Annotated in this window: 20 protein-coding genes; 6 read left to right on the top strand and 14 right to left on the bottom strand. The window is 58.7% G+C overall.

Annotation, left to right across the window (positions count from 1 at the left end; all coding sequences use genetic code 11):
* Window positions 1-8: 8 nt before the first annotated feature.
* The 4 genes from NYP16_RS07545 (at window position 9) to NYP16_RS07530 (ending at window position 3,284) form a co-directional block, all read left to right on the top strand.
* The gene (locus NYP16_RS07545; RefSeq protein WP_274943505.1) at window positions 9-1,157 is read left to right on the top strand and encodes a bifunctional 2-C-methyl-D-erythritol 4-phosphate cytidylyltransferase/2-C-methyl-D-erythritol 2,4-cyclodiphosphate synthase; all 1,149 of its coding nucleotides are present in this window, start codon (window positions 9-11) and stop codon (window positions 1,155-1,157) included.
* Window positions 1,158-1,189: 32 nt separating this feature from the next.
* Window positions 1,190-1,666, top strand: a complete 477-nt coding sequence (locus NYP16_RS07540) for a phosphatidylglycerophosphatase A family protein (protein ID WP_274943504.1) — start codon at window positions 1,190-1,192, stop codon at window positions 1,664-1,666.
* On the top strand, window positions 1,653-2,171 hold the full coding sequence (locus NYP16_RS07535) for a CinA family protein (RefSeq protein ID WP_274943503.1): 519 nt from the start codon (window positions 1,653-1,655) through the stop codon (window positions 2,169-2,171). The genes NYP16_RS07540 and NYP16_RS07535 overlap by 14 nt, the downstream gene beginning before the upstream one ends.
* A 339-nt stretch (window positions 2,172-2,510) precedes the next feature.
* Window positions 2,511-3,284 carry a ferredoxin--NADP reductase gene (locus NYP16_RS07530; RefSeq protein ID WP_274943502.1) on the top strand — a complete coding sequence of 258 codons (774 nt, stop codon included), beginning with the start codon at window positions 2,511-2,513 and terminating at the stop codon, window positions 3,282-3,284.
* Between the two features lie 272 nt (window positions 3,285-3,556).
* Here NYP16_RS07530 and NYP16_RS07525 read toward each other — a convergent pair whose 3' ends face one another.
* The 13 genes from NYP16_RS07525 to tpiA all read right to left on the bottom strand — a co-directional run bounded on the left by NYP16_RS07525 (window position 3,557) and on the right by tpiA (window position 16,191).
* Window positions 3,557-4,048: a GNAT family N-acetyltransferase gene (locus tag NYP16_RS07525; protein ID WP_274943501.1), complete on the bottom strand. Its 492-nt coding sequence runs from the start codon at window positions 4,046-4,048 to the stop codon at window positions 3,557-3,559.
* Complete coding sequence (locus NYP16_RS07520) at window positions 4,045-4,479, bottom strand: type II toxin-antitoxin system RatA family toxin (protein WP_274943500.1); 435 nt, start codon at window positions 4,477-4,479, stop codon at window positions 4,045-4,047. The genes NYP16_RS07525 and NYP16_RS07520 overlap by 4 nt, the downstream gene beginning before the upstream one ends.
* 9 nt (window positions 4,480-4,488) lie before the next feature.
* The gene (gene lipA / locus NYP16_RS07515) at window positions 4,489-5,415 is read right to left on the bottom strand and encodes a lipoyl synthase (protein ID WP_274943499.1); all 927 of its coding nucleotides are present in this window, start codon (window positions 5,413-5,415) and stop codon (window positions 4,489-4,491) included.
* A gap of 74 nt (window positions 5,416-5,489) precedes the next feature.
* Window positions 5,490-6,890: a dihydrolipoyl dehydrogenase gene (gene lpdA, locus NYP16_RS07510; RefSeq protein WP_274943498.1), complete on the bottom strand. Its 1,401-nt coding sequence runs from the start codon at window positions 6,888-6,890 to the stop codon at window positions 5,490-5,492.
* A 166-nt stretch (window positions 6,891-7,056) separates the two neighbouring features.
* Entirely contained in the window at window positions 7,057-8,289 is a 1,233-nt protein-coding gene (locus NYP16_RS07505; protein ID WP_274943497.1) for a pyruvate dehydrogenase complex dihydrolipoamide acetyltransferase, read from the bottom strand.
* Window positions 8,290-8,304: 15 nt separating this feature from the next.
* The gene (locus NYP16_RS07500; protein ID WP_274943496.1) at window positions 8,305-9,699 is read right to left on the bottom strand and encodes a pyruvate dehydrogenase complex E1 component subunit beta; all 1,395 of its coding nucleotides are present in this window, start codon (window positions 9,697-9,699) and stop codon (window positions 8,305-8,307) included.
* A 27-nt stretch (window positions 9,700-9,726) separates the two neighbouring features.
* Window positions 9,727-10,764 carry a pyruvate dehydrogenase (acetyl-transferring) E1 component subunit alpha gene (gene pdhA, locus NYP16_RS07495; protein WP_274943495.1) on the bottom strand — a complete coding sequence of 346 codons (1,038 nt, stop codon included), beginning with the start codon at window positions 10,762-10,764 and terminating at the stop codon, window positions 9,727-9,729.
* A 168-nt stretch (window positions 10,765-10,932) separates the two neighbouring features.
* Window positions 10,933-11,397 carry a VOC family protein gene (locus NYP16_RS07490; protein WP_274943494.1) on the bottom strand — a complete coding sequence of 155 codons (465 nt, stop codon included), beginning with the start codon at window positions 11,395-11,397 and terminating at the stop codon, window positions 10,933-10,935.
* A 61-nt stretch (window positions 11,398-11,458) separates the two neighbouring features.
* Window positions 11,459-11,818 (bottom strand): FtsB family cell division protein, encoded by a 360-nt coding sequence (locus tag NYP16_RS07485; protein ID WP_274943493.1) that lies wholly within the window; start codon window positions 11,816-11,818, stop codon window positions 11,459-11,461.
* A 108-nt stretch (window positions 11,819-11,926) separates the two neighbouring features.
* Window positions 11,927-13,204 (bottom strand): phosphopyruvate hydratase, encoded by a 1,278-nt coding sequence (eno, locus tag NYP16_RS07480; protein WP_274943492.1) that lies wholly within the window; start codon window positions 13,202-13,204, stop codon window positions 11,927-11,929.
* Window positions 13,205-13,300: 96 nt separating this feature from the next.
* Entirely contained in the window at window positions 13,301-14,932 is a 1,632-nt protein-coding gene (locus NYP16_RS07475; RefSeq protein WP_274943491.1) for a CTP synthase, read from the bottom strand.
* A gap of 70 nt (window positions 14,933-15,002) precedes the next feature.
* Window positions 15,003-15,338 (bottom strand): preprotein translocase subunit SecG, encoded by a 336-nt coding sequence (gene secG, locus NYP16_RS07470; RefSeq protein WP_274943490.1) that lies wholly within the window; start codon window positions 15,336-15,338, stop codon window positions 15,003-15,005.
* A gap of 106 nt (window positions 15,339-15,444) precedes the next feature.
* A complete protein-coding gene (gene tpiA / locus NYP16_RS07465; protein WP_274943489.1) occupies window positions 15,445-16,191 on the bottom strand; it encodes a triose-phosphate isomerase in 747 nt (248 codons plus the stop codon).
* 204 nt (window positions 16,192-16,395) lie between these two features.
* On the opposite strand from tpiA, the gene NYP16_RS07460 reads away from it, so the two are divergent.
* Complete coding sequence (locus NYP16_RS07460) at window positions 16,396-18,306, top strand: SurA N-terminal domain-containing protein (RefSeq protein WP_274943488.1); 1,911 nt, start codon at window positions 16,396-16,398, stop codon at window positions 18,304-18,306.
* A 110-nt stretch (window positions 18,307-18,416) separates the two neighbouring features.
* Window positions 18,417-19,940 (top strand): anthranilate synthase component I, encoded by a 1,524-nt coding sequence (gene trpE, locus NYP16_RS07455; protein WP_274943487.1) that lies wholly within the window; start codon window positions 18,417-18,419, stop codon window positions 19,938-19,940.
* A 121-nt stretch (window positions 19,941-20,061) separates the two neighbouring features.
* On the opposite strand, the gene NYP16_RS07450 is transcribed toward trpE, so the two are convergent.
* Window positions 20,062-20,841 carry a divergent polysaccharide deacetylase family protein gene (locus NYP16_RS07450; protein WP_274943486.1) on the bottom strand — a complete coding sequence of 260 codons (780 nt, stop codon included), beginning with the start codon at window positions 20,839-20,841 and terminating at the stop codon, window positions 20,062-20,064.
* Window positions 20,842-21,165 lie beyond the last annotated feature (324 nt).

Below are 21,165 nucleotides of genomic sequence, written 5' to 3'. Positions count from 1 at the left end.
GAGTATCCATGACCACTGCCGCCCTGATTGTCGCCGCCGGACGCGGAACCCGTTTCGGCGGCACGAGCCCCAAGCAATATCTGCCCTTGCTCGGCGCTCCCTTGCTGCGCTGGACCCTCCAGGCGTTTCTGGATCATCCGGCTGTCGATCATGTGCTGACGGTCATCCATGAGGATGATCGTCAGCTTTTTGATGCCGCCGCATCGGGCCTGTCTCTGCTCCCCCCGGTAACCGGCGGGGCCACCCGGCAGCTTTCGGTCCGTGCCGGACTTGAGGCGCTCGCGCGGCAGGGCGTCACCCAGGTGCTTATCCATGATGCTGCCCGGCCGCTGGTCCCGGCCGCGCTCATAGACCGCGTTCTCGCTGCACTCAAGGACAATCCCGGTGCGCTTCCGGCGCTTCCCGTGGTCGACAGCCTGCGACGTGTAACCGATGGCTTTGTCAGCGGCAGCGTTGACCGGGACGGTCTGATGCGTGCGCAGACCCCGCAAGGCTTCCGTCTCGGCGATATTCTGGCCACCCATCGCGCCGCGGACCATGAAGACTTCACCGACGACGCCGCCATCCTGCAAGCAAGCGGTGGCAAAGTGCATGTGGTCATGGGCCATGAGGAGACACTCAAAGTGACCACCCCGGAAGATCTTCTGCAAGTGGAACGGTTGATCCTGAACCGGCTAGGCGACATCCGCAGCGCGAGCGGCTTTGACGTCCATCGTTTCACCGACGGCGATCACGTGACGCTCTGCGGGGTCCGGGTGCCGCATACCCAGGCCCTTCTCGGCCATTCGGATGCCGACGTTGGCCTGCATGCCCTGACCGATGCCCTGCTCGGCGCCCTTGCCGAAGGCGACATCGGAGCAGTCTTCCCGCCCTCCGATCCGCAATGGCGCGGGGTCGACTCCGCCGTCTTCCTCGCCCATGCCCGCGACCGTGTGGCCGCGCGCGGCGGCGTCATCGCCCATGTGGATGTGACGCTGATCTGCGAACGCCCGAAAATCGGCCCGCACCGCGATCAGATGCGCGGCCGCATTGCCGAAATCCTGCGCATCTCCCTCGACCGTGTGAGCGTCAAGGCCACCACGACCGAAGAACTCGGCTTCACCGGCCGCCGCGAAGGCATCGCAGCTCAAGCCATGGCAACCGTACGCCTGCCCTGATCACCCCCTCCGTTTCATATAGCAGGTACAGCATGACCGAACGCCCGCCCCTCAACAGTCCGGACACGCTCATCGCCACATGGTTCGGCGCGGGCTATCTGCCCAAAGCGCCGGGAACCTGGGGCTCGCTCGCGGCCCTGCCCTGTGGCTTTGTCATCGCCTATTTCGGCGGCATGCCGGCCCTGCTGATCGCCGCCATTCTATTGTTTCCGCTCGGTGTCTGGGCCGCCTCACGCTACGGGCAGCGGGTCGGCGTGAGCGACCCCGGCGCGATCGTGGTTGATGAGGTCGTCGGGCAATGGCTGGCGCTGCTACCGATTTTAAGCCATGGCATTCTTGGCTACGCCCTTGCCTTTGCCGCCTTTCGGCTGTTTGATATTCTGAAGCCCTGGCCGGTCGGCATGCTCGATCGGCGTTTGAAGGGTGGCCTCGGCGTCATGATGGACGATGTGGCGGCGGGCTTGATGGCAGCAATTTTAATTTGGGGTGTGGCCTATGTTCTCCCCTGATTTACTGACGGAAGCGACCAATATTCTGGCTCTCGCCCGGGCGAAAAGCCTGATGATCGCCACGGCGGAATCCTGTACCGGTGGTTTGATCGTTGCCTGCCTGACCGAGATCGCCGGATCGTCCGATGTGGTGGATTGCGGCTTTGTCACCTATTCGAATGATGCCAAAACCCACATGATCGGCGTCTCCCCCGCCCTTCTTGAAATGCATGGCGCGGTCAGCGCCCCGGTCGCCGAGGCCATGGCCCAGGGCGCGCTGGATCAATCCCGTGCATCGGTTTCCGTCGCCGTCACCGGCATCGCTGGCCCGGATGGTGGCTCGGCCGAAAAACCCGTCGGACTGGTCCATATCGCCGGCCAGAACCGCCACGGCGAGCTGGTCTCGGAACGCTTTCTGTTTGGCGACAGCAGCCGCAATCATATCCGGCTGGAGACCGTGAAGGCGGCCCTCGCGATCCTACGTCGCCTAGTCATCAACACGCCTGACCGGAATCACAATTTGTAATCTACAAAATAATTCCGCCATGTGAGGCTTGCCACAACCTCCCCGAACAGACTTCTTGCAAATAGTTCTCATCGAGAAAAACCATCGCCTCTCCTATGAACCTATATTTTATTCAACTAGAACAATAAACTACCTGATATTAGCCACCCTAAACTGACAGCCCATGTCATTTCTACATATCTGGCACGCAAAATTTGGGGTTGCACAGTTGCTTTCCGGACTATATTTAAGGCCCGTCTCGCGGAATAGAAATCCTGACCTCATAGGTGTTGTTTCTTTCCGGCCTTTTTCCGGGAATGGCTCCTCACGAGCCATGTCTAAATATGGCGCGATTTACACATGAGTGCTTTTAATCAGGAAACCGTCCTTTCTGTCCACCATTGGACCGATCGGTTGTTCAGTTTCACGACCACACGCGACCCCTCTTTCCGCTTCCAGAACGGTCAGTTCGTCATGATCGGTCTTGAGGTCGAGGGCAAGCCGTTGATGCGCGCCTACAGCATGGCCAGCGCCAACTATGACGAAGAACTTGAATTTCTCAGCATTAAGGTGCCGGAAGGCCCCCTGACCTCGCGGCTCCAGCATCTGAAGCCGGGCGACAATATTCTTGTGGGCCGCAAGCCCGTGGGCACGCTTCTTGTGGATAACCTGCTGCCGGGCAAGCATCTTTACCTGCTGTCGACCGGTACCGGCCTCGCCCCCTTCATGAGCGTCATTCGCGACCTCGAAGTCTATGATCGCTTCGACAAGGTGGTTCTGGTGCATGGCTGCCGCTTTGCCTCGGAACTCGCCTATATGGGCCGGATCACCGAGAATCTGCCGCAGGACGAACATCTCGGCGAACTTATCAGTGAGAAGCTTGTCTATTACCCGCTCGTCACCCGTGAGCCCTTTGAAAACGAAGGCCGCATCACCGACGTGATCGAAAGCGGCAAGATGTTCGACCGCCTCGGCCTGCCCTCCTTCAACAAGGAAGACGACCGCGTCATGCTCTGCGGCAGCCCCGAAATGCTGCGCGACACCGTCCGCATCTTAGAAGAACGCGGCTTCATCGAAGGCAGCAACAACAAACCCGGCCACTATGTGATCGAAAAAGCGTTTGTTGAGAAATAGGCTGCAACCAATTGAAATAAAGGCGCGAGTGGGCAATCACTCGCGCCTTTATTTATGCAACATCACACCCGTCATTGTGAGGCGCAGCCGAAGCAATCCAGTCTCACCACCTCACAGTCCGGCACCAAAGATCCTGGATCGCCACGCCGCTAACGCGGCTCGCGATAACGGCTGCAGATTTTTACCTATCATGTCATTGCCGGGCTTGACCCGGCAATCCATGGTGCCGCCGTAAGGTGGATTGCCGGGTCAAGCCCGGCAATGACAAAGGATTAAACCGTCAGCAACCAGCGCCAGACGTCGCCATCTTCCGGATCCACTACCGTTCCAAGATGCTCGAACCCATTACGGCGAAGCACGCTTGTTGAGGAATTTTCCTCCGGCAAAGTATGGGCGATGACATAGGACACGTCCTGCGACCGCCGCGCGATCAGCAACAACCCGGCAACCATATTGGTCGCGCAGCCCTGTGCCTCATAGCCGGGGAAGGTAAAATAGGCCACCTCGACAATACCTTCGCTCGGCGCGCCCTTGAAACTGCAGGTGCCAACGACAGCGCGGTCGCTGTCGCGGCGCACGAGGTAGCTGAACCAGGGAGATACCGCCTCAATGGCCTCGTAAAACCCAAGAGAGGCTTCGGACAACACCGAAACAATCTCTTCAATGGCCACCACATTGTCGCATAACGGCGCGAGCGTCAGGACAGGATCAAGGATCAGGGCGTTGATACGCTCGCCATCAAGCGGGATCAGGGTATAGCTCATCGCGGCCCGTAAACCTCCACAGCACGTTTTTCAAATGCCAGAACCATGCGGTGGACAGCCTCGGTAAACAACGCCCCCACAAGCCTTTCGAACAGAAGATTCTTGAACTCGAAATCGACCATGAAATCGATGGTGCATTGGCCATCACCTGCAGGCAGAAACGCCCAATGATTGGTCAGATGCTTCAAAGGCCCTTTGACATATTCGACTTCGATCACGCCCGGATTCAGTTGAACCCGTGACGTAAATGTCTCGCGGAACATCTTGAAACCGATCATCAAATCGGCCCAGATCTCCTGATCCGTCCGCTTGAGAATACGCGCGCCGACGCACCAGGGCAGGAACTCAGGGTAGCGGGCCACGTCCGCCACAAGCGCATAAAGCTCGTCCGGACTGTATTTAAGGGTCCGTTTTTCAACATGTTTCGGCATGCGCGAACGTTACCGGAGCTTGGCGAGCTGAGCTTCGCGGGCGGCCCGCAACCGCTCGAAATCAGCGCCCGCGTGGTAGGACGATCGCGTCAGGGGCGATGCCGCCACCAGCAGAAAACCCTTGGCCTCACCAATCGTTTTATAGCTCACGAACTCGTCCGGCGTGACAAAGCGATCCACCACCGCATGACGCGGCGTCGGCTGGAGATATTGGCCGATGGTGAGGAAATCGATATTGGCCGAACGCATGTCGTCCATCACTTCCTGAACTTCAAGCTTTTCTTCGCCAAGCCCGACCATGACGCCGGATTTGGTGAAAATCGACGGATCAATCTGCTTCACAGTATCAAGCAGGCGCAGCGAATGGTAATAGCGCGCCCCCGGCCGGATCGTCGGGTACAGCCGCGGCACGGTTTCAAGGTTATGGTTGAACACATCGGGCCGCGCCTTGATCACCATCTCAAGCGCCCCCGGCTTATTACGGAAATCGGGCGTCAGGATTTCAATGGTGGTGTTCGGGGCTTCCTTGCGCAAAGCCTCGATCACTTTCACGAACTGCATGGCTCCGCCATCGTCCAGGTCATCGCGATCGACCGAGGTGATGACGATATGCTCAAGCCCAAGCGCGCTCGCGGCTTCAGCCACATGCTGCGGCTCCGACGCATCGACCGGACGGCCAAGCCCGGTCTTGATGTTGCAGAACGCACAGGCCCGGGTGCAGATATCGCCAAGGATCATGACCGTCGCGTGTTTCTTGGTCCAGCACTCGCCAATATTCGGGCAGGCCGCTTCCTCGCACACGGTATTCAGTTTCAGGTCACGCATGAGCTTGCGTGTTTCAAGAAAGGTTTCCGAGGTCGGCGCCTTGACCCGCAGCCAATCCGGCTTCGGCTTACGCGGCATCCCATCATCCTTCAGATTCACGATCTTGGTCATCGGGCTATCCTTAGTGTCACCCTCGTTCAAAGCCGGTTGCCTCGAACGAGGACGCCATAGATTACAATTTCGACCTATATGTGCAGGGCGCGGCCATAGGCGTCAAGCACGGACTCATGCAACATTTCGCTTAAGGTCGGATGCGGGAACACCGTATGCATGAGTTCGGCCTCGGTGGTCTCAAGCGTGCGGGCCACAGTATAGCTGTTGATCAGCTCCGTCACTTCGGCCCCGATCATATGCGCGCCCAGAAGTTCGCCGGTTTTGGCGTCGAACACGGTCTTGATCATGCCCTCGGTCTCGCCAAGCGCAATGGCCTTGCCGTTGCCGATGAAGGGGAAACGGCCGACCTTGACCTCATGCCCCTTGGCCTTGGCGGCGGCTTCGGTCAAGCCGACGGAGGCCACCTGCGGACGGCAATAGGTGCAGCCCGGGATATTGCCCTTGTCGATCGGGTGAACATCTTTCTGACCGGCGATCTTTTCGGCCACGATGACGCCTTCATGGCTCGCCTTATGAGCAAGCCAGGGCGCCCCCGTCAGATCGCCAATGGCCCAGACGCCCTTGACGCCGGTAAACCCATACTCGTCAGTGACCACATGTCCGCGATCAACCTTGACGCCCACCGCCTCAAGCCCGAGATTTTCGACGTTTCCAGCAATCCCGATGGCTAGGATCACGCGATCCACGGTGATCTCCTGGGTCTTGCCGTCCTTGCCTTCAACCACGCAGGTCACGCTGTCCTTGGCTTTCTTCAGTTCCTTGACCGAAGCCGAGGTCAGAAGCGTCATGCCCTGCTTTTTGAACTGCTTGGCGGCAAAGGCTGAAATTTCCTCATCTTCGACCGGCAGCACACGATCCAGCATTTCAACAACTGTAACCGCCGCGCCCATATCCCTGTAGAAGCTCGCGAATTCGATGCCGATCGCGCCCGATCCCACGACCAGAATGGATTTCGGCATGACATCCGGGGTCATGGCATGGCGATAGGTCCAGACAAGCTTGCCGTCCGCCTGCAGATGCGGCAGTTCCCGCGCCCGCGCGCCGGTGGCGAGAATGATGTTCTTGGCTGAAATAGTTTCGGCCTTGCCGTCCTTTTCAACCTTGACCTTGCCATTGCCAGCCAGCACACCTTGCCCCATGAACACGGTGATCTTGTTCTTTTTCATCAGATGGGTAACGCCGGAATTCAGTTGCCTGGCAACACCCCGGCTGCGCTCCACCACCTTTTTGATGTCAAAGCTGACGTTCTCGACCTTGAGGCCATAGGCTTCGGCCTGGGTCATCAGATGATGGACTTCCGACGTCCGCAGCAGCGCCTTGGTGGGGATGCAACCCCAGTTGAGGCAAATGCCACCAAGATTTTCCCGCTCCACAACCGCCGTCTTGAGCCCAAGCTGAGCCGCGCGGATCGCCGCCACATAGCCGCCGGGACCGCCACCGATCACCACCACATCAAACGCTTGTTCCGTCATAACACGTATCCTGTCCGTTTATTGTCCCTGGGTTCCATCGGGTGGCCGGATTTCTGCTTCTTAGTTTCATATGTCATACGCGGGCTTGACCCGCGTATCCATACTTCAAACGCAAGCCCAGCGGAAATATGGAAGGCCGGGTCAAGCCCCACCATGACATTGTGGCCTACAGCAACATCCGCATCGGATTTTCGATCAGCGCCTTGAAGGCTGTCAGGAATTGCGCACCGACTGCACCGTCAATGGCACGGTGATCGCAAGACAGGGTGACCGTCATCTGCATGGCAATTTCGATCGCGCCATTTTTGACGATAGCCCGCTGTTCCCCCGCGCCTACGGCCAGAATGGCAGCCTGCGGCGGGTTGATCACGGCATCGAACTGCCTGATGCCAAACATGCCGAGGTTCGACAGCGACACCGTGCCGCCCTGATAATCCTGCGGCATAAGCTTCCCCGTCCGGGCCTTTTCGGCCAGAGCCTTCATTTCGGCACCAATGGCGGCAATGCCTTTGTTAGCCGCATCACGAATGATCGGCGTCATAAGCCCGCCCTCGATGGCGACGGCAACCGAGACGTCCGCGCGGCTGAACTTCAGAAGCTTGTCACCATGAAACTGCACGTTGGCATCCGGCACAGCCACCAGCGCCTTGGCCAGCGCCTTAATGATGAAATCATTGACCGAAAGCTTAACACCCTCGTCCTGATTGATCTCCTTCCGCAGCGCCATCAGCTTGTCGAGCGTCACATCCACCGTCAGATAGAAATGCGGGATGGTGCGTTTCGATTCCGACAGCCGCTCGGCAATGACCTTGCGCATGCCGCTGAGGCGGATTTCTTCAAAGGGGATATCCTGCTGACCCGCAACCGGTGCGGCCGCAGCTTTCGGCGCTGCCGCCTTGGGCACCGGCTTTGCAACAGCCACAGTCTCCTCAAGATCGCGCTTGATGATTCGGCCGCCGGGGCCACTACCGTGAACGGCGGTCAGATCAATCCCTGTCTGCTTGGCAATCCGCCGTGCCAGCGGCGACGCAATCACCCGGCTGTCGTCAGGCGCGACTGGTACCGCTTTCGGAACAACCGCCTCAACCTTCGGAGCCTCTGCTTTTGGCTGCGGCTCTGCCTTCTTGGCAGCTGCGGGAACCGCAACCTCGGTTTCGCCTTCCTCAAGCAGAACGGCAATCAGCGTGCCCACCGGCACATCGGACGTGCCCTCGGCCACCAGAATCTTGCCAACCGTGCCTTCGTCGACAGCTTCCACTTCCATGGTCGCCTTATCGGTTTCAATCTCAGCGATCACGTCGCCGGATTTGACCACATCACCTTCCTTAACGAGCCATTTGGCAAGATTACCTTTTTCCATCGTGGGCGACAGGGCGGGCATCGTAATTTCAAAGGACATCAGAAATTCTCCGGCTCAGGCGCGATAGGTGACGGTTTTGGCCGCCGCAACGATCTTGTCAGCATCGATCAGCGCCAGCTTTTCAAGGTTGGCGGCATAAGGCAGCGGCACATCTTCATCGGCCACACGAGCGACCGGGGCATCGAGATCGTCGAACGCCTCCTCCATCACACGGGCAGCGATTTCAGCGCCGACGCCATATTGCGGCCAGCCTTCCTCGGCCACCACCAGGCGATTGGTTTTGCGCACCGAAGCCACGATGGTCTCGATATCGAGCGGACGAATGGACCGCAAGTCGATGACCTCAGCCGAAATGCCTTCGCTCGCGAGCTTCTCAGCCGCCTCAAGGGCCATGCCGACGGCGATCGAATAGGCGACGATGGTCACATCCGAGCCTTCACGCAGCACCTTGGCCTTGCCGATCGGCACGATGTAATCCTCGACGTCCGGCACATCGAATGTGCGGCCATAGAGCATCTCGTTTTCAAGGAAGATCACCGGATTGTTGTCGCGAATAGCCGCCTTCATCAAGCCCTTCGCATCCGCCGCCGAATAGGGCGCGACCACCTTGAGGCCGGGCACATGGCCATACCAGGAAGCATAATTCTGGCTATGCTGAGCCCCGACACGAGACGCCGCGCCATTGGGCCCGCGGAACACCATGGGACAACCGATCTGGCCGCCGGACATATAGCGCGTCTTGGCCGCCGAATTGATCAGATGGTCAATGGCCTGCATGGCGAAATTGAAGGTCATGAATTCGACAATAGGCCGCAACCCGGCCATGGCCGACCCAACCGCAAGCCCGGTAAAGCCATGCTCGGTGATCGGAGTGTCGACCACACGGCGGGGCCCGAATTCATCGAGAAGCCCCTGACTGACCTTGTAAGCGCCCTGATATTCGGCCACTTCCTCGCCAATGAGAAACACGGTGTCGTCCCGGCGCATTTCCTCGGCCATAGCATCGCGCAAGGCTTCGCGCACGGTCTGGGACTTGAAGGTCGTGCCAGCCGGAAGATCTATTTCTGTGGGCGCCACGTTTTCTTTCTTGTCATTCCCGCGAACGCGGGAATCCAGGTCTTCCACCGCGCTGGATCCCCGCGTACGCGAGGATGACGGAACTAACATAGGCGACACTTCCATGGACGCGAGATCTGAAGCGTCTTCACCCTCTTCAAGCAGAATGGCAATGGGCGTATTGACCGCCACGGCTTCGCTGCCGCCGGGCACGAGAATTTTGCCAATGGTGCCGTCGCTGTCGGCTTCAAGCTCCATGGTGGCCTTGTCGGTTTCGATTTCGGCCAGAACATCGCCCGCCTTCACGGCTTGACCTTCGGTGACGCGCCAGGCGGAAAGGTTACCTTCGGTCATGGTCGGGGACATGGCGGGCATCAGGATTTGGGTCGGCATAATTCAGAGATCCTCTCGATCGGGGCTTCAGGCGAGCACGTCGGTATAAAGCTCGGCCGCATCCGGCTCGGGGCTCGTTTGGGCGAACTCGGCCGCTTCGGCCACAATCGCCTTCACCTCACGATCGATTGCCTTGAGGCCTTCTTCGTCGAGAATCTTGCGCTCGATCAACATGACGCGCACCTGATCGATGGGGTCATGCTCGGCCCGCATCTTCTGCACTTCTTCCTTGGAGCGGTATTTTGCCGGATCCGACATGGAATGTCCGCGATAGCGGTAGGTTTTCATCTCAAGCAGCATCGGGCCATTGCCCTTACGGATCGAGGCCACAGCCTCGTCAGCCGCCGCCTTGACTGCAAGCACATTCATGCCGTCGACCTGCTTGCCCGGAATGCGGAAGCTTTCACCGCGCCGGAACAGCTCACCTTCGGCCGAAGCACGATTGACGCTCGTACCCATGGCGTACTGGTTGTTTTCGATAATATAAAGAACCGGCAGTTTCCAAAGCTCAGCCATATTGAAGGCTTCATAAACCTGACCCTGGTTCGCAGCTCCATCGCCAAAATAGGCGACCGACACATTGTCATTGCCTTTATAGCGATCGGCAAAGGCGAGGCCCGTTCCAATCGGCACCTGCGCGCCGACGATGCCGTGACCGCCGAAAAAGCCATGCTCCACACTGAACATATGCATGGAGCCGCCCTTGCCCGCAGAAATGCCGCCACTGCGGCCGGTCAGTTCAGCCATGACAAGATTTGGGTCAATGCCGCAAGCGAGCATATGAGCATGGTCGCGATAACCGGTAATAACCTTGTCACTGTCCCTGAGCGCGGCCTGAATGCCGGTCACCACAGCTTCCTGTCCGATATAAAGATGACAGAAGCCGCCGATGAGGCCCATGCCATACATCTGACCGGCTTTTTCCTCAAAGCGGCGCATCAATAACATACTGCGGTAGTAGCTGGTGAGTTCAGCCGGGCTCGCGTCGTAAAGCTTGGGCTCAGACGCGGATTTACGACCAGCAGCCTTGGAAGGCCGTGAGGAAGAAGACGGTGATTTCGCCATTAATACCGATCCGGGTTCGTGTTCAGACTGACTGCGAGAGTGTACTCGTCACATCTCTCGCTCTAAAAGCTTATTTTGCGATCATAAAATACATAGAAACCCCTTGTTTTTCCATGACTATCTGTCTATTAACCAAAGCTTGGTTAAGCGATTACCCAGGCAACAAAATTACCCATTGGCTTTGGGCATCCGCGCCATGATCTCTTCCGCTGTCAGGATTTCCTTGCGTGTGGCCAGATGCCAGACATGACCAAACGGATCCTCGATACTACCGGAGCGGTCCCCATAAAATTGATCCGCAACCGGCCTTATGATTTTCGCCCCCGCCGCCACAGCCCGAGCGATGCTTGCGTCGCAATCCGTCACATAGAGATGGAGATGCACCGGCGAGCCGCCATAGCCACGCGGACCTTTGAAATTCATGTCAGGAAATTCATCGGCGAACATCAAGGGCCGCCCATTGATGCGCACCTCGGCATGACCGATCCTGCCGTCCGGCATATCGTGGCACATGACCAGAACCGCATCAAAAGCCGCCGTCATGAAATCAAGCGCGGCGGCCGCGCCATTCATGGAAAGATAGGGCACAACGCCCTCAAACCCTTCGGGAATGGGTGATACCGCTTGTGGCATGACTGTCTCCCTCTCGTATTAAGAAGACAGAATCATACCCCGAACCGGAATTTTAGGGAATCTATTCGCCCCGAGGGGCGGCCTGTTCGGCCTCAGGCCCAGCGGCATCATCATGATCGTAAATCACGACTTCGCTCTGATGGGCGAACCCCAGCACATCACGCACCCGTTCCGACAGCAGGTCGGGATCGAGATTGTCCGGCTTCAACAAGGCAACCTTGTTTTCAAGGGCGGCACGGCGGGCATGTGCCTCCACCGCTTTGGTCTGCAATTCCGTCTTTTCGCCTGACAGCCGCACCCAGGCTTTGAAGCCATGAGCACCTTCAATGGCGTGATAGGCGAAATAGCCCAGAAAGGTCACCGTCAGCACAGGCATGACGGCGGACTTCAAACGCGGATTGATTTCTTGCCAGATCTTCATGGCTCTAGGGAATCACAGTCGAGTCAGAGGAGCAAGGACTATTTATGTTTGGATTCAAGAAAATGGCAGGGAAAGCTCATGTAACCTTCCCTGCCCTGTTTCCGGAAATCAGCCCTTCAGGATCGAGCGGCCGGCATAGACTGCCTGAGCGCCGAGCTGTTCTTCAATACGGATCAACTGATTGTATTTGGCCAACCGATCCGAGCGCGCGAGCGAGCCCGTTTTGATCTGGCCGCAGTTGGTCGCAACCGCGAGATCGGCAATGGTCGAATCCTCGGTCTCGCCCGAGCGATGCGACATCACCGCGCTATAGGACGCACGATGCGCCATGTTGACGGCAGCGAGCGTCTCGGACAGCGTGCCGATCTGATTGACCTTCACAAGGATCGAATTGGCGACGCCCTTCTTGATGCCGTCAGCAAGACGGACCGGGTTTGTCACGAACAGATCGTCACCCACCAGCTGAACCTTCTTGCCGATAAGGTCGGTCAGGATTTTCCAGCCGTCCCAATCATCTTCAGCCATGCCGTCTTCGATAGAGATGATCGGATAGTTGCCAACCAGATCAGCGAGATACTGAGCCATGGCGGCGGAATCAAGCGACTTGCCTTCGCCTTCAAGGACGTATTTGCCGCCCTTGTAATATTCGGTCGAGGCGCAATCAAGCGCCAGCATCATGTCGTCGCCCGGCTTATAACCGGCGGCTTCAATCGCCTTCATGATGAAGGACAGAGCCTCGTCGGTGCTTTTAAGGTTCGGCGCAAAGCCGCCTTCGTCACCCACGCCGGTGTTGTGGCCCGCGTCTTTCAATTGCTTTTTCAGGGCATGAAACACTTCCGCGCCCATGCGGATGGCGTCGGTGCAGCTTTCGGCTGCAACCGGCATGATCATGAATTCCTGAATGTCGATCGGATTGTCGGCATGCTGGCCGCCATTGATGATGTTCATCATCGGCACCGGCAGCACATGGGCCGATGGCCCGCCAAGGTAACGGTAAAGCGGCAGACGGGTTTCTGCGGCAGCGGCCTTGGCCACGGCCAGGCTGACGCCCAGAATGGCATTGGCGCCCAGGCGGCTTTTATTCGGGGTACCGTCGAGATCCATCATGATCTGGTCGAGGGCCAGCTGATCTTCCGCTTCAAGGCCGGTCAGCGCATCGAAAATCTCGGTATTCACCGCATCGACGGCTTTAAGCACACCCTTGCCGAGATAGCGATTTTTATCGCCGTCCCGCAGTTCAACAGCTTCATGAGCACCGGTTGAGGCGCCCGACGGCACAGCAGCGCGCCCGAATACGCCCGAATCCAGCGTGACATCGACTTCAACGGTCGGATTGCCGCGGCTATCGAGAATTTCACGGGCGGTAATATCAAGAATGGCACTCATATCTCTATCCTGTTGTTGTCGGTTATCCGGCTAAGGCTCGGAAGCTGCCGGTTCAAAAGGCGAGTTGGAGCCTTCGTACTCTGTAAGGACAAACGTCTAGACCAGTCGCGACTGACGTATGGCAGCGGCGACAAAAGATGCAAACAGCGGATGCGGGTCAAACGGCTTCGACTTGAGTTCTGGATGGAACTGCACGCCGATAAACCACGGATGATCCGGAATCTCGACGATTTCCGGCAATTGACCATCGGGCGACAGGCCCGAAAACACCATGCCCTTGGCCTCAAGCACGTCCTTATAGGCGACATTCACTTCATAGCGATGACGATGGCGTTCAAAAATCTGTTCGCTACCATAGATTTCGGCCACTCGCGACCCTGCAAGCAAATGGGCTTCGAACGCACCAAGTCGCATGGTGCCGCCTTTGTCGCCAACGGCCGAACGCTGCACAAGCTGATCGCCGCTGACCCATTCGGTCATGATGCCCACAACCGGATCGGCACAGGGGCCAAATTCGGTCGAGCTTGCCTGTGGGATGCCGGCCATATTCCGCGCGGCCTCAATCACCGCCATCTGCATTCCGAAGCAAATACCGAAATAGGGCACTTTATGTTCACGGGCGAACTGTACGGCGCGGATCTTGCCTTCGGACCCACGCTCCCCGAATCCGCCAGGAACCAAAATGCCGTCGACATCTTCAAGATGCGCAACCACATCTTCGGATTCAAAGACTTCGGACTCGATCCAGCGGAAATTGACCTTGACGTTATTGGCGATGCCACCATGGGTCAGGGCTTCCATCAGAGACTTATAGGCGTCCTTCAGGCTGGTGTATTTACCGACGATGGCGATGGTGACTTCGCCTTCGGGATGATGGATGCGATCAGCAATCTCGGTCCAGCGGGTCAGATCAACCGGCACACTTTCCGGATCGATGCGGAAACTTTTCAGAACCTCGGCATCAAGCCCTTCGGCATGATACATAAGCGGCACTTCATAGATGGTGCGCGCATCAAGCCCCTGAATGACCGCAGCTTCCGGCACATTGCAAAAGAGTGCAATCTTGCGCCGATCGCTAAGCGGTATTTCCTTTTCCGACCGGCAGACCAGCACATCAGGCTGAATGCCGATCGAGCGCATTTCCTTGACGGAATGCTGGGTTGGCTTGGTTTTGAGCTCGTTGGCGGCGGACAGATAAGGCACCAGCGTCAAATGCGCAAAGCAGACGCGATCCCGCCCAAGCTCCTGCCCGATCTGACGGATTGCTTCGAGGAACGGCAGGCTCTCGATATCGCCAATGGTGCCGCCGATTTCGCACAGAATGAAATCATGGTCCGCGGTTTCCGCCAGCACGAATTCCTTGATGGCGTCCGTCACATGGGGAATGACCTGCACCGTCCCGCCGAGATAATCGCCGCGACGTTCCTTGGTCAGAATATCCTGATAGATACGCCCCTGGGAGATGCTGTCGCACTGACTCGCCGGCACGCCGGTGAAGCGCTCATAATGCCCCAGATCAAGGTCAGTCTCAGCGCCGTCGTCGGTCACAAAGACCTCGCCGTGCTGATAAGGGCTCATGGTGCCCGGGTCAACGTTCAGATAGGGATCGAGTTTGCGCAGGCGGACCGTATAGCCTCGGGCCTGAAGAAGGGCCCCCAGCGACGCCGACATCAACCCCTTGCCAAGCGAAGACACCACACCGCCAGTAATAAAGATAAAACGCGTCATAGACTCTCTAGCCGGTCCAGGTCCTTGAAACAGGTCGGATGAAAATAGCGCCCGCGAGCAGAGGCAACCGTTACTCGCTGATTGGAACTTCCGGATTGACCGGAACCGGTGGCGATGCCGGTGCCGCCGGTGCAGTCCCGCTGACCGCAGGTTTCGTCCGATCCATGATCGAGCCACCCCGTTCGGAGTGACCGGCAATGATCGACAAAGCCAGGCTGGTCAAAAAGAAGCAGCCGGCCAGAATCGCCGTGGTCCGGGTCAGCAGATTAGCTGCGCCGCGCGCGGTCATAAGCCCGCCAGGGCCGCCGCCGATTCCAAGGGCACCGCCCTCGGAACGCTGCAACAGCACGGTACAGACCAGCGCCAACGCGACAATCAGATGGATGACAAGAAGTACAGTTTGCATAGGGGCATACCCAAATCAAAAACAGCGCATCCCGCACTCTATATGGTAGCAGGATCCGCCCAACACTTGGGGCAGATTTATACCAATTGTGTCAGGATGGCTAGGTTTAGTTATAAGCGTTGATAATCCCACTGAAATCAACCGCTTTGAGGCTGGCGCCGCCGACAAGCGCACCATCCACATTGGCCACGGCCATCAGACTTTTTGCGTTCGACGGTTTGACCGAACCGCCATAAAGAAGCCGGAACTCCGCCCCCGCCGCAGCGAACCGCTGGCTAAGCTCGGCGCGGATAAAGCCATGGACTTCAGCCACTTCCGCTTCGGTCGGTGTGCGGCCGGTGCCGATGGCCCAGACCGGTTCATAAGCAACAATCACGGTCGCGGGCGTCGCCGCATCCGGAACCGACCCGAGAACCTGACGCCCAACCACATCAAGGGTTTTACCACCATCGCGTTCCGCCTCGGTTTCCCCGACACAGACAATGGCCACAAGTCCTGCCGCAACAGCCGCTTCGGCTTTGGTCCGGACCAGCGCATCGCTCTCCCCGTGGTCGGTGCGGCGCTCGGAATGGCCGACGATCACATGGGAGCAACCCAGATCCTTGATCATGGCGGCGCTGATATCCCCGGTATGGGCACCGGAAACCTTGGCATGGCAATCCTGGCCGCCGACTGCGATAGCGCTGCCCTTGGCAGCGTCAAGAATGGTCGTGAGCAAGGTCGCGGGCGGGCAGATCAAGACGTCGCAGGCGAGATCATCCGTCAAAAGGGTCGCAAGCGCGCGCACTTCGGCCGCATCAGCCCGCAAGCCGTTCATCTTCCAGTTACCTGCAACTAGGGGTCTCGGCGCCATGAAAGCACACTCCAAATCCTGATGTCTGAGTACAGACAAGCTCTCTAGCAAAAACCCCCAGCAATTTCCACAACTTCAATTTCCACAGCTTCACCAACATGAAATCGCGCCATCCTTATATTGAGCCCGGGCGCGTTATGCCTTATCAAGGGTTTCGGCTGTCCCGCGGGCGCGGGGCTCGCATGTCGCACACGGGGAATATTTATGCTGAGCTTTATCCGGAAAGGCCTCTCGTCCTTTGTCGTTACCATGCTTCTCGGGCTTCTGGTGGTCAGTTTCGCCATCTGGGGCATCGGAGATGCTTTCCGCTTCAACGCTGGGAACGCGCTTGTCTCCGTTGGCGACAGCAAAGTGACTCCAACGGATTTCGTCCGCGAGTTTCATAATGCACTCAATGGCTACCGCCAGCAGTCCGGCGCCGACATTTCGGTGACCCAGGCCAAGGAACTCGGGCTGCCGCAGCAGGTACTTGAACAGATGGTCAGCCGGGTCGCGTTCGATCAGGCCGCCAAAAATCTGAAGCTCAGCGCCTCGGACTCCCAGGTTTATGACCTGGTGCACGCCATTCCGGCGTTCCAGAATAGCTTCAAGGAATTCGACAAGGGCCTCTATGAAAATGTCCTGCATCAGAATGGCCTGACACCGCGCCAGTTCGAGGATATGGCCCGCTCCGATATCCCGCGCGACCAGCTGCTGCGTAGCGTCGGCATGTCCGCGCATATGCCAGCCGAGCTCGCCCGTCGTCTCTATGCCTATCATGGCGAAGAACGCACCATTGATTTCCTGCAGTTTCAGGCTTCCGGCGTCACCAACGTGAAAGAGCCGACCGAAGCAGAGATTGCCGCCTCCTACAAAGCGTCAGAAGACAAATACATGGCCCCGGAATACCGCGGGCTGTCCTATATCGTGCTCGACGCCAACAAGCTGATGCAGCAGGTCAGCCTGACTGACGCCGATCTCAAGGCTTATTTCGACAACCACCCCGAACAATACAGCAAGCCCGAACAGCGTGATCTTTCTCAGATGGTCATCGCCGACAAGGCCAAGGCCGAAGCCGCCGCCGCCGATCTCAAAGCCGGCAAGGACTTCGCCGCGGTCGCGCAAAGCGTCGCCCAGATGAGCTCCGAAGACACCGCGCTCGGCACGCTGACCAAATCCGCACTTGAAGGCTCCCTCGGCAAACCCGTGGCCGATGCCGTGTTCGCCCTGCCCGTCGGCGGCACCACCGCCCCGATCGAAAGCAGCTTTGGCTGGCATATTCTGAAAGTGAACTCGCTGAAGCCGGGGGAAACCACCCCGTTCGACACCGTGCGCACTTCGGTCGAAGCCGACGTCCGCAAGGAAAAGGCTCTCGATCAGCTTTATCAGATCACCAGCCGTATCGAAGATGACATCGCAAGCGGCATGACGCTGCCGGAACTGGCCAAAAAACTCGATCTGCCGCTTGAAAAAGTGAGCGCGGTCGATGCCCAGGGCTTCGCCCAGGATGGCAGCCGCGCAGCTTTGCCCGAACTGAAAGGCTTCCTTGAAAAAGCCTTCACCACTGAAGCCGGTGCCGATATCGAGCTTCAGGAAGCCGACCCGAGCCATTATTTCCTGCTCGCCGTCGATAACGTGACCCCGAAAACTCTGCGTCCGCTCGCAAGCGTCCGCACAGCGGTCATCGAAAACTGGAAAGATTCTGAACGCGCCAAAGCCGCTCAGGCCACCGCCGAAGCCGCCAAGCAGGCGCTCGCCGCAGGTAAAAGCTTTGATGACGTGAAGGCAACGGCCAATGGAGGGGGGCAACAGAATATCCCGGTCGCCCGCCTGCCCAAGCCCGGCTCCGCCAATCTGCCGCCCGAGCTGAAAAACGCTGCCTTCAGCATCCCTGTGGGCAGCAGCGTCATCGTGCCGTCCCCCGACAAGAACGGCGTGGTTCTGATCCATGTCACGGTTGTGAAGCCGGGCAGCCCCGATGCCGACGCTGAAATCTTCAGCGAAGTGCAGAACGGTCTTCAGGTTCAGTACGGCAATGACGCCCTTGTGGCGTACCGCGCCTATCTGCAACGCACGCTCGGCACCAAATACAACGAACAGTTGTTCAAAGACACTGTGGACCAGATCAACCGGTAAGCCCTATTTGTCCGCCCGAGCATAGAGAGGAAGCCAGAGCCTTCATATCTGGCCCCCTTTGCTCGGGCGGACTAAAATCTCCGTTGTCCCTATCATCCGGATCACGACCCATGGCGGTATTTCCCGACTTTGAAACCTTTTGCGCCGCCTATGACAAGGGCCAGCCGCAGGTGGTCTGGTCGCCGCTCGTGGCCGATCTTGAGACTCCGATTTCGACCTATCTCAAACTGACGGGCGGCGCCCCCAACAGTTTTCTCCTTGAATCCGTCGAGGGCGGCGCGGTGCGCGGGCGCTATTCGATCATTGGCCTCAAGCCCGATCTCATCTGGCGCGCCCGTGGCAATACCGCCGAAATCAACCGCGATGCCCTGATCCAACCGACCGACCCCACGGCCTTTGTCGCGGCAGGGGAGACCATGGCTTCCTTGCGGGCGCTTCTGGCGGAATCGCTCATCGACCTTCCGCCCCATCTGCCGCCCATGGCGGCCGGGATCGTCGGCTATATGGGCTATGACACCGTGCGCCTCATGGAAGACCTCGGCGCGGCCAACCCCGATCCACTCGACCTGCCGGACGGAACCTTCATCCGGCCGACAATCATGGCCATTTTCGACCAGGTCACCGACGTGATCACCGCCGTGACCCCGGTGCGCCCGACCGCAAAGATTGATGCCCGCACCGCCTATCTCCGCGCTGAAGAGCGACTTGCCGCCTGTCTTGAAGCCCTCGACCGGCCGCTCAGCCATGGCGCGGCAGACTTCCGCGACCTGCCCGCCCTGCCCGAGCCGACATCAAACACCCCGAAAGACGAATTCCTCGCCATGATCGCCAAGGCCAAGGATTATATCGTCGCCGGAGATATCTTTCAGGTCGTGATCTCGCAACGCTTCTCGCTGCCGTTCACCCTCCCCCCGGTGGCGCTTTATCGCGCGCTCCGGCGTACCAATCCGTCGCCGTTCCTCTATTTCCTGTCCTTCGATGACGTCTCCGTCGTGGGATCCAGCCCCGAAATTCTGGTCCGCGTGCGTGACGGCAAGATCACCATCCGCCCCATCGCCGGAACCCGCCCGCGCGGCGTGACGCCCGAAGACGACAAACGCCTTGAAGCCGAGCTTCTGGCCGACCCCAAGGAACTCTCGGAACATCTGATGCTGCTCGATCTCGGACGCAACGACGTTGGCCGGGTATCAAAGCCCGGCACCGTGCGCGTGACCGAAAAAATGATGATCGAACGCTATTCCCACGTCATGCATATCGTGTCCAACGTCGAAGGCGAGATGGACCCGAAATTCGACGCGCTCGACGCCTTCGCCGCCGGGTTCCCGGCCGGTACCGTATCCGGCGCGCCAAAAATCCGCGCCATGGAGATCATCGACGAGCTCGAACGCGAAAAGCGCGGGATTTATGCGGGCGGGGTCGGTTATTTCTCGGCCAATGGCAGCATGGACACCTGCATCGTGCTCAGAACCGCCATCGTCAAGGACGGCGTCATGTATGCCCAGGCCGGCGCCGGCATCGTCTATGACAGCAACCCCGAAGCCGAATTCGAAGAAACCCGCGCCAAAGCCCGCGCCGTCATCCGCGCCGCCGAAGAAGCCATCCGCTTCGCCAGCAAAAGCGGGCTTGGGCAGTAGAGCCTCTAACTGTAACTGTCATTACCGGGTTTGACCCGGTAATCCATGCTTCAACCGATACAGACAGCCAAAATGGATTGCCGGGTCAAGCCCGGCAATGACAACTATATTAGTCTTCCCCTCAACTCCCATCCCCCGTCGCCCCCGCTCCCTTCACCCCCGCCACATCCGCGCCCTTCACAAGGGCCGAAAGCGGCACGATCTCATAACCCGCCGCCCGGGCTTCCGGAATCCATTGCTCAAGTACCGCCAGCGTCTCCGCATAGGGATGGCCGATAGCGATCGCCGACCCCTGCTTTTGCGCTAAAGCCTCAAGCTCCGCCAACTGCCGCCGGATCGCCGCCGGATCGCGGCTGTTGTCGAGAAACACATCCCGCTTGGCGTAAGGCACGCCCATGGACTGCGCAAGCGACACCCCGAGCGTGCCCGTGGTGGTGCGGCTATCCAGAAACAAAAGCCCGCGATCCCGCGCCTCACTAAGCACCTGCCGCATGCCTGCGCTGTCGGTCGTAAACCGGCTGCCCATATGATTGTTGAAGCCGACATAGCCCGAGAACTGGCCAAGATTGGTATCCATCCGCCGTTTGATCTCCGCCGCATCCAACCCGACCTTGAGCGCATTCGGCCCGGGATCGTTCGCCTTCGAAGTCGGCTCCATCGGCATATGAACCATCAACTCATGCCCCTTCTCCCGCGCGTTGGCGGTCTGCGCAGGCAGGTCGGTCGCATAGGGCAGAAAAGCCAGCGTCACCGGCCCCGGCAGATCCGCCGCCCGGCGCGCCGCCGCATGATCAAGCCCCATGTCATCCAGCACGATGGCCAGACGCGGCGTGCCGTTTTTCACCACAGCCACCGGCGGCACCGTTGGCGCAGGGGGCCGAATTTTTGGCGGCGGCGCCACGCGCTGCTCTTCATATTGATGCTCGACAGCTTGTTCTGGCGGCTGCTCAGCTGTGATCGTAGCTGCCGGAACGGGGATCGTTTCCGCAACAGATTCGGAAACCTCAGGCTCCACATGAGGATTCGGCCATAACAGAGCCCCAATCCCCCCGATCAAAGCCAGAACAACAGCCGCTGGAAGCAACCAGTGTCCGTCCTGTTTTCGGGGTGTTTTATTGGCTTTGGGGCGCGGAGACTTGCGCTTTTTCGCTTTGGAAACCACTATTCATTCCTGGTCGTACGGAGAGGATTGTCCACGCTTCTTTATCATGACGGCGAAATGGTT

Source organism: Govania unica (assembly GCF_027920805.1).
Lineage (GTDB): Bacteria > Pseudomonadota > Alphaproteobacteria > Sphingomonadales > Govanellaceae > Govanella > Govanella unica.
The sequence above is the reverse complement of the archived record's forward strand: the minus strand, read 5'-3'. Positions and strand labels throughout refer to the sequence as shown.

What these genes read in the sequence shown, in the direction of transcription:
- NYP16_RS07500 (WP_274943496.1), bottom strand. Translation starts at nt 9,699, where the DNA reads ATGCCGACCCAAATCCTGATGCCCGCCATGTCCCCGACCATGACCGAA.
- NYP16_RS07475 (WP_274943491.1), bottom strand. Translation starts at nt 14,932, where the DNA reads ATGACGCGTTTTATCTTTATTACTGGCGGTGTGGTGTCTTCGCTTGGC.
- lpdA (WP_274943498.1), bottom strand. Translation starts at nt 6,890, where the DNA reads ATGACGGAACAAGCGTTTGATGTGGTGGTGATCGGTGGCGGTCCCGGC.
- NYP16_RS07540 (WP_274943504.1), top strand. Translation starts at nt 1,190, where the DNA reads ATGACCGAACGCCCGCCCCTCAACAGTCCGGACACGCTCATCGCCACA.
- NYP16_RS07460 (WP_274943488.1), top strand. Translation starts at nt 16,396, where the DNA reads ATGCTGAGCTTTATCCGGAAAGGCCTCTCGTCCTTTGTCGTTACCATG.
- eno (WP_274943492.1), bottom strand. Translation starts at nt 13,204, where the DNA reads ATGAGTGCCATTCTTGATATTACCGCCCGTGAAATTCTCGATAGCCGC.
- NYP16_RS07525 (WP_274943501.1), bottom strand. Translation starts at nt 4,048, where the DNA reads ATGAGCTATACCCTGATCCCGCTTGATGGCGAGCGTATCAACGCCCTG.
- NYP16_RS07535 (WP_274943503.1), top strand. Translation starts at nt 1,653, where the DNA reads ATGTTCTCCCCTGATTTACTGACGGAAGCGACCAATATTCTGGCTCTC.
- tpiA (WP_274943489.1), bottom strand. Translation starts at nt 16,191, where the DNA reads ATGGCGCCGAGACCCCTAGTTGCAGGTAACTGGAAGATGAACGGCTTG.
- NYP16_RS07545 (WP_274943505.1), top strand. Translation starts at nt 9, where the DNA reads ATGACCACTGCCGCCCTGATTGTCGCCGCCGGACGCGGAACCCGTTTC.
- NYP16_RS07490 (WP_274943494.1), bottom strand. Translation starts at nt 11,397, where the DNA reads ATGCCACAAGCGGTATCACCCATTCCCGAAGGGTTTGAGGGCGTTGTG.
- NYP16_RS07485 (WP_274943493.1), bottom strand. Translation starts at nt 11,818, where the DNA reads ATGAAGATCTGGCAAGAAATCAATCCGCGTTTGAAGTCCGCCGTCATG.
- pdhA (WP_274943495.1), bottom strand. Translation starts at nt 10,764, where the DNA reads ATGGCGAAATCACCGTCTTCTTCCTCACGGCCTTCCAAGGCTGCTGGT.
- secG (WP_274943490.1), bottom strand. Translation starts at nt 15,338, where the DNA reads ATGCAAACTGTACTTCTTGTCATCCATCTGATTGTCGCGTTGGCGCTG.
- lipA (WP_274943499.1), bottom strand. Translation starts at nt 5,415, where the DNA reads ATGACCAAGATCGTGAATCTGAAGGATGATGGGATGCCGCGTAAGCCG.
- trpE (WP_274943487.1), top strand. Translation starts at nt 18,417, where the DNA reads ATGGCGGTATTTCCCGACTTTGAAACCTTTTGCGCCGCCTATGACAAG.
- NYP16_RS07530 (WP_274943502.1), top strand. Translation starts at nt 2,511, where the DNA reads ATGAGTGCTTTTAATCAGGAAACCGTCCTTTCTGTCCACCATTGGACC.
- NYP16_RS07520 (WP_274943500.1), bottom strand. Translation starts at nt 4,479, where the DNA reads ATGCCGAAACATGTTGAAAAACGGACCCTTAAATACAGTCCGGACGAG.
- NYP16_RS07505 (WP_274943497.1), bottom strand. Translation starts at nt 8,289, where the DNA reads ATGTCCTTTGAAATTACGATGCCCGCCCTGTCGCCCACGATGGAAAAA.